The organism is Streptomyces sp. NPDC059456 (assembly GCF_042750055.1).
Lineage (GTDB): Bacteria > Actinomycetota > Actinomycetes > Streptomycetales > Streptomycetaceae > Streptomyces.
In genome coordinates this window covers 1-5,867 of record NZ_JBHYVA010000109.1, presented here as the reverse complement: position 1 = coordinate 5,867, position 5,867 = coordinate 1, and the positions used below count along the sequence as shown (strand labels likewise).

The following is a 5,867-nucleotide window of genomic DNA, read 5'->3' as shown; positions in this document are numbered from 1 at the left end:
CCCGCGGTGGGTTGTCAGCCGTTGGACCGGTACGGCCGTCCGGCCGGCGGTTCAGCCCGTGGACCCGCTGCGGGCCGGCTGCGGCTCCTCCGCCTGCGCGGCGGCGCCCGGGACGAGGATCTTGCGGGACAGCAGGAAGGTGAACGGGATGGCCACGACGGCGGCGACGAGCGGCGCGATCCGGGTGTCCAGCCCGGCCCAGGTCACCAGGGCGTAGAGCCCGGCGGACTGGATCACGTAGTTCGTGATGTTGGTCAGCGGGAAGAGGAGGAACTTCTTCCAGGTGGGCTTGGTCCGGTAGGTGAAGTAGGTGTTCATGAAGAACGAGCCGACCATCGCCAGCAGGAAGGCGAGGGTGTAGGCGAGGAAGTACGGCATCCACGGGTGCAGCAGCAGGTAGATGCCGAAGAAGGTGCCGGTGTTGACGGCTCCGACGAGGCCGAAGCGGATGATCTGGCCGAGCTGGCTGCGCATGGCTCAGCGCACCTCGTGCTCGGCGGTGACCGTCAGGCGCGAGGCGGACAGCCCGCCGCGTTCACGCTCGCCCGTGTGGACCCCCGCGGCGTCGGGACGGGCCTGCGGGTCCGCGCCGTGCGCCTCCTTGACCAGGAAGTGCGGACGGCGCTTGGTCTCGTAGTAGATGCGCCCGATGTACTCGCCGATCAGACCCAGCATGATCATCTGCACGCCGCCGATGCCGACGATGATCGCGACGAGGGTCACGTAGCCGGGAGCGGTGACGCCGTGGGTCATGGCCATGACGGCGATCCACACCGCGTACAGGGCGGCCAGGCCCACCAGCGACACGCCCGCCCAGATGCCGATGCGCAGCGGCCGGTTGTTGAAGGAGATCAGGCCGTCCATGGCGTAGTTCAGCAGGGAGCCGAACTTCCACTTCGTCTCGCCGGCCTCGCGCTGGGCGTTGCGGTAGTCGAAGTGGACGGTGTCGAAGCCGATCCAGGAGAAGAGGCCCTTGGAGAAGCGGTTGTACTCGGGCAGCGACAGCAGCGCGTCCACGGCCGGCCGGGACAGCATCCGGAAGTCGCCGACGCCGTCGGTGAGCTCCACGTCGACCCAGCGGTTGACGCCGCGGTAGTAGAGGCGGCTGAGGGCGGAGCGGACCTTCTTGTCGCCCTCGCGGGTGCGGCGGGCGATGATCTGGTCGTGGCCCTGCCGGTGGTAGTCGAGCATGGTGGCGATGAGCTCCGGCGGGTGCTGGAGATCGGCGTCCATGATCACGACGGCGTCGCCGGTGGCCTCGCGCAGGCCGGCGAGCATGCCGGCCTCCTTGCCGAAGTTGCGGCTGAAGGAGACGTACCGGGTCTGGTCCCCGTACTCGGCGGCGATCTTGCGGAGTTTGGTGAGGGTTCCGTCACGGCTGCCGTCGTCGACGTAGCAGACCTCGTACTCGACGGGCAGGGAGTCCAGGACCCTGCGGATCTCCGCGTCGAAGCTGTCGATCACGGCTTCTTCGTTGTAGCAAGGGACTACTACGGACAGCTTCGTCATGAACACTTCCTGCTGGGTCCGAACGGGTGATTGTCGGCGACCGGACCCGCCACACACCTCTTCCTAAGAAGTATGCACGCCGAGGGTCGGCCTGCCGGATCCGCGCGCGGCACACGGTAGCTTTGACGGGTTAAGCGGAATGGAACGAAGGGATCGAGGTGCACGTGCCTGACGTCTCCGTGGTCGTCATCGTCTACAACGACGCAGAGCGTCTGCCGACAGCCGTCCGGTCGGTTTTGGACCAGACCCTGCACGGGGTCGAAGTCGTGATCGTCGACGACTGCAGCAAGGACCGGTCGTACGCGATCGCCAAGGAGCTCGAAGCGGCGCATCCGGGAAGAGTGCGCGCCTTCCAGCTGCCGGAGAACAGCGGCGGCTGCGGCGCGCCGCGCAATCACGGGATCCGGCAGGCCACCGGCACGTACGTGATGTTCCTGGACAGCGACGACGTGCTGGAACGAAACGCCTGCCGGAACATGCTGGCCGCCGCCGAGCGGACCGGATCCGACCTGGTGTCGGGCATGTGCGTGCGCGTGCACCTCGACAACCGGTGGGGCAAGACCACCGAGTGGTACCCCTGGATCTACTCGCGCACCCGGACGCTGGAGTCGATCACCGAGTACCCCGACCTGCTGGTGTACGACACCCTCTCCACGAACAAGTGCTACCGGCGTGAGTTCCTGCTGGAGCAGGGCCTGGAGTTCCCGGTCGGCATCCACTACGAGGACCTGCTGTTCTCCGCGCAGGCCTACGTCGCCGCCCGCCGGATCACCCTGATCCCCAACCACGTGTACTACTGGAAGGTGGCCGAGAAGGCCGCCTCGAAGTCGATCACCAACCGGCGCCACGAGATCGCGAACTTCGTCCACCGGATGGAGATCCACCGCCGCGTCGACGAGCTGCTGGCCGCCAAGGGCCACACGGACATCAAGTCCGCGAAGGACGCCAAGTTCCTCAAGCACGACCTGGTGCTGCACCTGCGCGACCTGCCCCTGCTGGGCGACGCGTACCGGCAGGAGTTCGCCCGGCTCGCCAACGGCTACCTGGCCGGCATCGACCCGGCCGCGTACGAGAACGTCACGTTCCTCCAGGCGATCTGCGCCTACCTGCTCGGCAAGGAGGACTGGGACAACCTGATCCCGGCCGCCGACGCCATGACCAACAAGGGCCGGCTGACCTCTCCGCTCGCGGAGCGCGACGGGCGCGTCTACTGGTGCGCCGCGCACATCGACGGTCCGGACGGGGCCGAGGCCCGCCGCATACTGGACGTCACCGACCAGGGCTTCCACACCACCGCGCTCGGCTCCCTCGCCCTGGGCAACCGCCTGACCTCGTACGAGGACGACGGGCGCGGCACCGTGACCCTCTCGGGCACCGTGGTGAACCCGCTGGGCCGGATCAGCCCGGAAGCGGAACTGGGGGCCACGCTGGAGTTCCGGGCCCGCCGGCAGATCGGCGTGCGCTCCTTCAGCTTCCCGGTGGCAACCGTGCGCCATGCCGGTGACACGATCGAGTGGAGCGGCTCGGCCGACATCGGCAGCACCGTCCGTCCCCTCGGCATCATCGACGCCGTCTGGGACGTCCGGCTGAAGCTGACCGCCGGCCGCGACCGCGTCACCACCCGCGTCTCCGTCGGCGGGGTCGACCTGGAGTCGGCGGCCCGCCTGCGCGTGCGTCCGCGGCTGACCAGGCTGGTCTCCGACCGCTTCGAGCCGGAGGTCACCAAGAAGGGCAACCTCTCCTACGTCCTGACCGCCGAGGGCGCCGCCGCCGTCCGCACCCAGACGCTGATCAGCAGCGCGATGCACGGCAAGGCCGCCAACGTGGTCAAGCGGGGCCTGCGCAAGGCGCTGCGCGCCCGCCGCAACCTCGGCTCGGGCGAGCAGAAGGTGAAGGTCTACCACGAGGTCTTCTCGAAGCTGCCGGTCAAGAAGGGCACGGTCGTCTTCGAGAGCCACATGGGCAAGCAGTACAGCGACAGCCCGAAGGCGATCTACGAGGAGATGGTCCGCCAGGGCGTCCCGTTCGAGGCGATCTGGTCGTACGCGGGCGGCAAGCCCACCGGCTTCCCCAAGGACGCCACCCTGGTGCGCCGCTGGAGCTGGCCGTACCTGCGCGCACTGGCGCAGGCCGAGTTCTGGGTCGACAACCAGGGCTTCCCCCTCGCCCTGGCCAAGCGCGAGGGAACCACGTACATCCAGACCTGGCACGGCTCCGCGCTCAAGCGCATGGGCTTCCACGAGCCCCGCACCAAGGCGCAGGGCAAGGCCGGCCAGGACAAGTTCCAGGCGGCCGTCAACCGCTTCGACCACTTCCTGATCCGCTCCGAGCACGACGCCCGCACCCTCGCCAAGGGCTTCCGGCTGCGCGACGAGGTGCTGCTGCGCACCGGCTACCCGCGCAACGACGCCCTGGTCGAGGCACAGCGCGCCGAGGCGCAGAGCGGGGAGCGGGTGCGCGGGCCGCTCGCCGCCGAGCTGGGCATCGACCCGGAGAAGAAGGTGCTGCTGTACGCGCCGACGTTCCGGGCCAGCGCGGACGGCGCGGTGGAGGGCTTCGAGTTCCCCTTCGACGTGGAGGAGTTCGCCGAGCGGCTCGGTGACCGGTTCACGCTGCTGGTGCGCACCCACTACCTCAACAGCGTCTCGCTGCCGCCGTCGGTCGCGGGCCGGGTCGTCGACGTGTCCCGGCACCACGACATCACCCCGCTGCTGGCGCTCGCCGACGGGCTGATCACCGACTACTCGTCCGTGATGTTCGACTACGCGGTCCTGGACCGGCCGATGCTGTTCTTCGCGTACGACTACGAGAAGTACGCGACCGACATCCGCGGCACGTACTTCGACCTGAAGGAGAAGGCGCCCGGTCCGGTGGTGGCCACGGCCGACGAACTCCTCCAGGCCCTCGCCGCCTTCGACGAGGCGGACGCCAAGTACGCCGAGGCCCGCCAGCGTTTCCTCACCGAGTTCGGCGAGTACGACCGCGGGGACGCGGCCCGCCAGATCGTCGAGAAGTTCTTCACCAGGAGCGGCAAGTGAGCCGGGACATCTTCATCGTCTCCAACAGCGTCGACGAGCTGGGCGGCGTGACGACCTGGTCGCACCAGATGGCCCGGCTGTTCACCGACCGCGGGCACCGGGTGCACATCGTCGGCATCGCCCCGGTCGCCGAGGAGATCCGGCAGGCGCTGCCGCAGGACCTGCCGTACGCGATGACCACCCTGTACGAGGCGCACCCGCCGAAGGCCCGCCGCCTGCGCGGCATCAAGGGCCGCCTCAACGCGCCCGAGCGGCGCCGCCAGGCGGCCCGGCGGGCGAAGATGCGGGCGAAGGCGGAGGAGCTGAGCGAGCTCTTCCGCGCGGCCGGCCCCGGCGCCGTCGTGATCGTCACGCAGGTCTGGGCGATGGAGTGGGTGGGGCTCGCCGACACCAAGGGGCTCACCCTCATCGGCATGAGCCACGAGTCGTTCGAGGCCAGCCAGAAGTCCACCCGCGGCGACCGGGTCCGCCGCCACTACTCCGAGGTCGACCGGCTGCTGGTGCTGACCCCCGAGGACGCGGACCTGTGGATCCGGGCGGGCATGGAGAACGTGGGCAGCATGCCGAACCCGCTGCCGTTCATGCCGGACTCGACCGCCCCCCGCACGGAGAAGGTCGTCGCCAGCGTCGGCCGCCTCGCGTTCGAGAAGGGCGTGGACCTGCTGCTCGACGCGTGGGCCGACGCCGCCCCGCACCACCCCGACTGGGTCCTTCGGATCTACGGGGCGGGCGTGGAGGAGCCGACGCTGCGGGCCCACGCCGCCGGTCTCGGACTGACCGACTCGGTGCAGTGGATGGGCAGCACCGACGACGTGCTGGGCGCACTGCGCGGGGCCTCGGTCTTCGCGCAGGCCTCGCGGGCCGAGGGCTTCCCGATCACCCTGCTGGAGGCGATGGCCGCGGGCGTGCCGGTGGCCGCGTTCGACTGCGCGCCGGGCGTCCGGGAGATCGTCGAGCACGGCGAGGACGGGCTGCTGGCCCGGCTGGGCAACACGATGGAGCTGGCCGGGCACCTGCGCGTGCTGATGGCGGACCGCGAACTGCGCGACCGGCTCGGCGACAACGCCTTCCAGACCGTGAAGCGCTACTCCAGCGCCGAGATCACCGACCGCTGGGAAGAGCTGTTCACGTTCCTGGAACGCTGAGCCCCGGGGCGCGCAGCCCCTCCCCCGCATGTGAAGCCGCCCGCCCCGGACACGTTGCCGGGCGGTGGGCGATCGGGGGTAAGGCCCAGCGCCGGAGTGGTGGCCCAACCCCCATTCGGTTGGCCTCCCCCACCGCCCACGCGGAGGGGATAAAATAGCGGACGGGGTGGCCGGC

4 protein-coding genes are annotated in these 5,867 nt (G+C 69.7%); 2 read left to right on the top strand and 2 right to left on the bottom strand.

Features of this window, described 5'->3' with window-relative positions:
- Nucleotides 1-51: 51 nt before the first annotated feature.
- Together ACFXA3_RS12785 and ACFXA3_RS12780 are read right to left on the bottom strand one after the other, a co-directional pair.
- Nucleotides 52-474: a GtrA family protein gene (locus ACFXA3_RS12785; RefSeq protein WP_385185867.1), complete on the bottom strand. Its 423-nt coding sequence runs from the start codon at nt 472-474 to the stop codon at nt 52-54.
- 3 nt (nt 475-477) lie between these two features.
- Complete coding sequence (locus tag ACFXA3_RS12780; protein WP_385185864.1) at nt 478-1,509, bottom strand: glycosyltransferase family 2 protein; 1,032 nt, start codon at nt 1,507-1,509, stop codon at nt 478-480.
- A 158-nt stretch (nt 1,510-1,667) separates the two neighbouring features.
- Here ACFXA3_RS12780 and ACFXA3_RS12775 point away from each other — a divergent pair, with 158 nt between their 5' ends.
- Both ACFXA3_RS12775 and ACFXA3_RS12770 read left to right on the top strand, forming a co-directional pair.
- Nucleotides 1,668-4,547 (top strand): CDP-glycerol glycerophosphotransferase family protein, encoded by a 2,880-nt coding sequence (locus tag ACFXA3_RS12775; RefSeq protein ID WP_385185861.1) that lies wholly within the window; start codon nt 1,668-1,670, stop codon nt 4,545-4,547.
- Nucleotides 4,544-5,692, top strand: coding sequence for a glycosyltransferase (locus ACFXA3_RS12770; protein WP_385185858.1), 1,149 nt, complete (start codon nt 4,544-4,546; stop codon nt 5,690-5,692). The genes ACFXA3_RS12775 and ACFXA3_RS12770 overlap by 4 nt, the downstream gene beginning before the upstream one ends.
- Nucleotides 5,693-5,867: the final 175 nt, after the last annotated feature.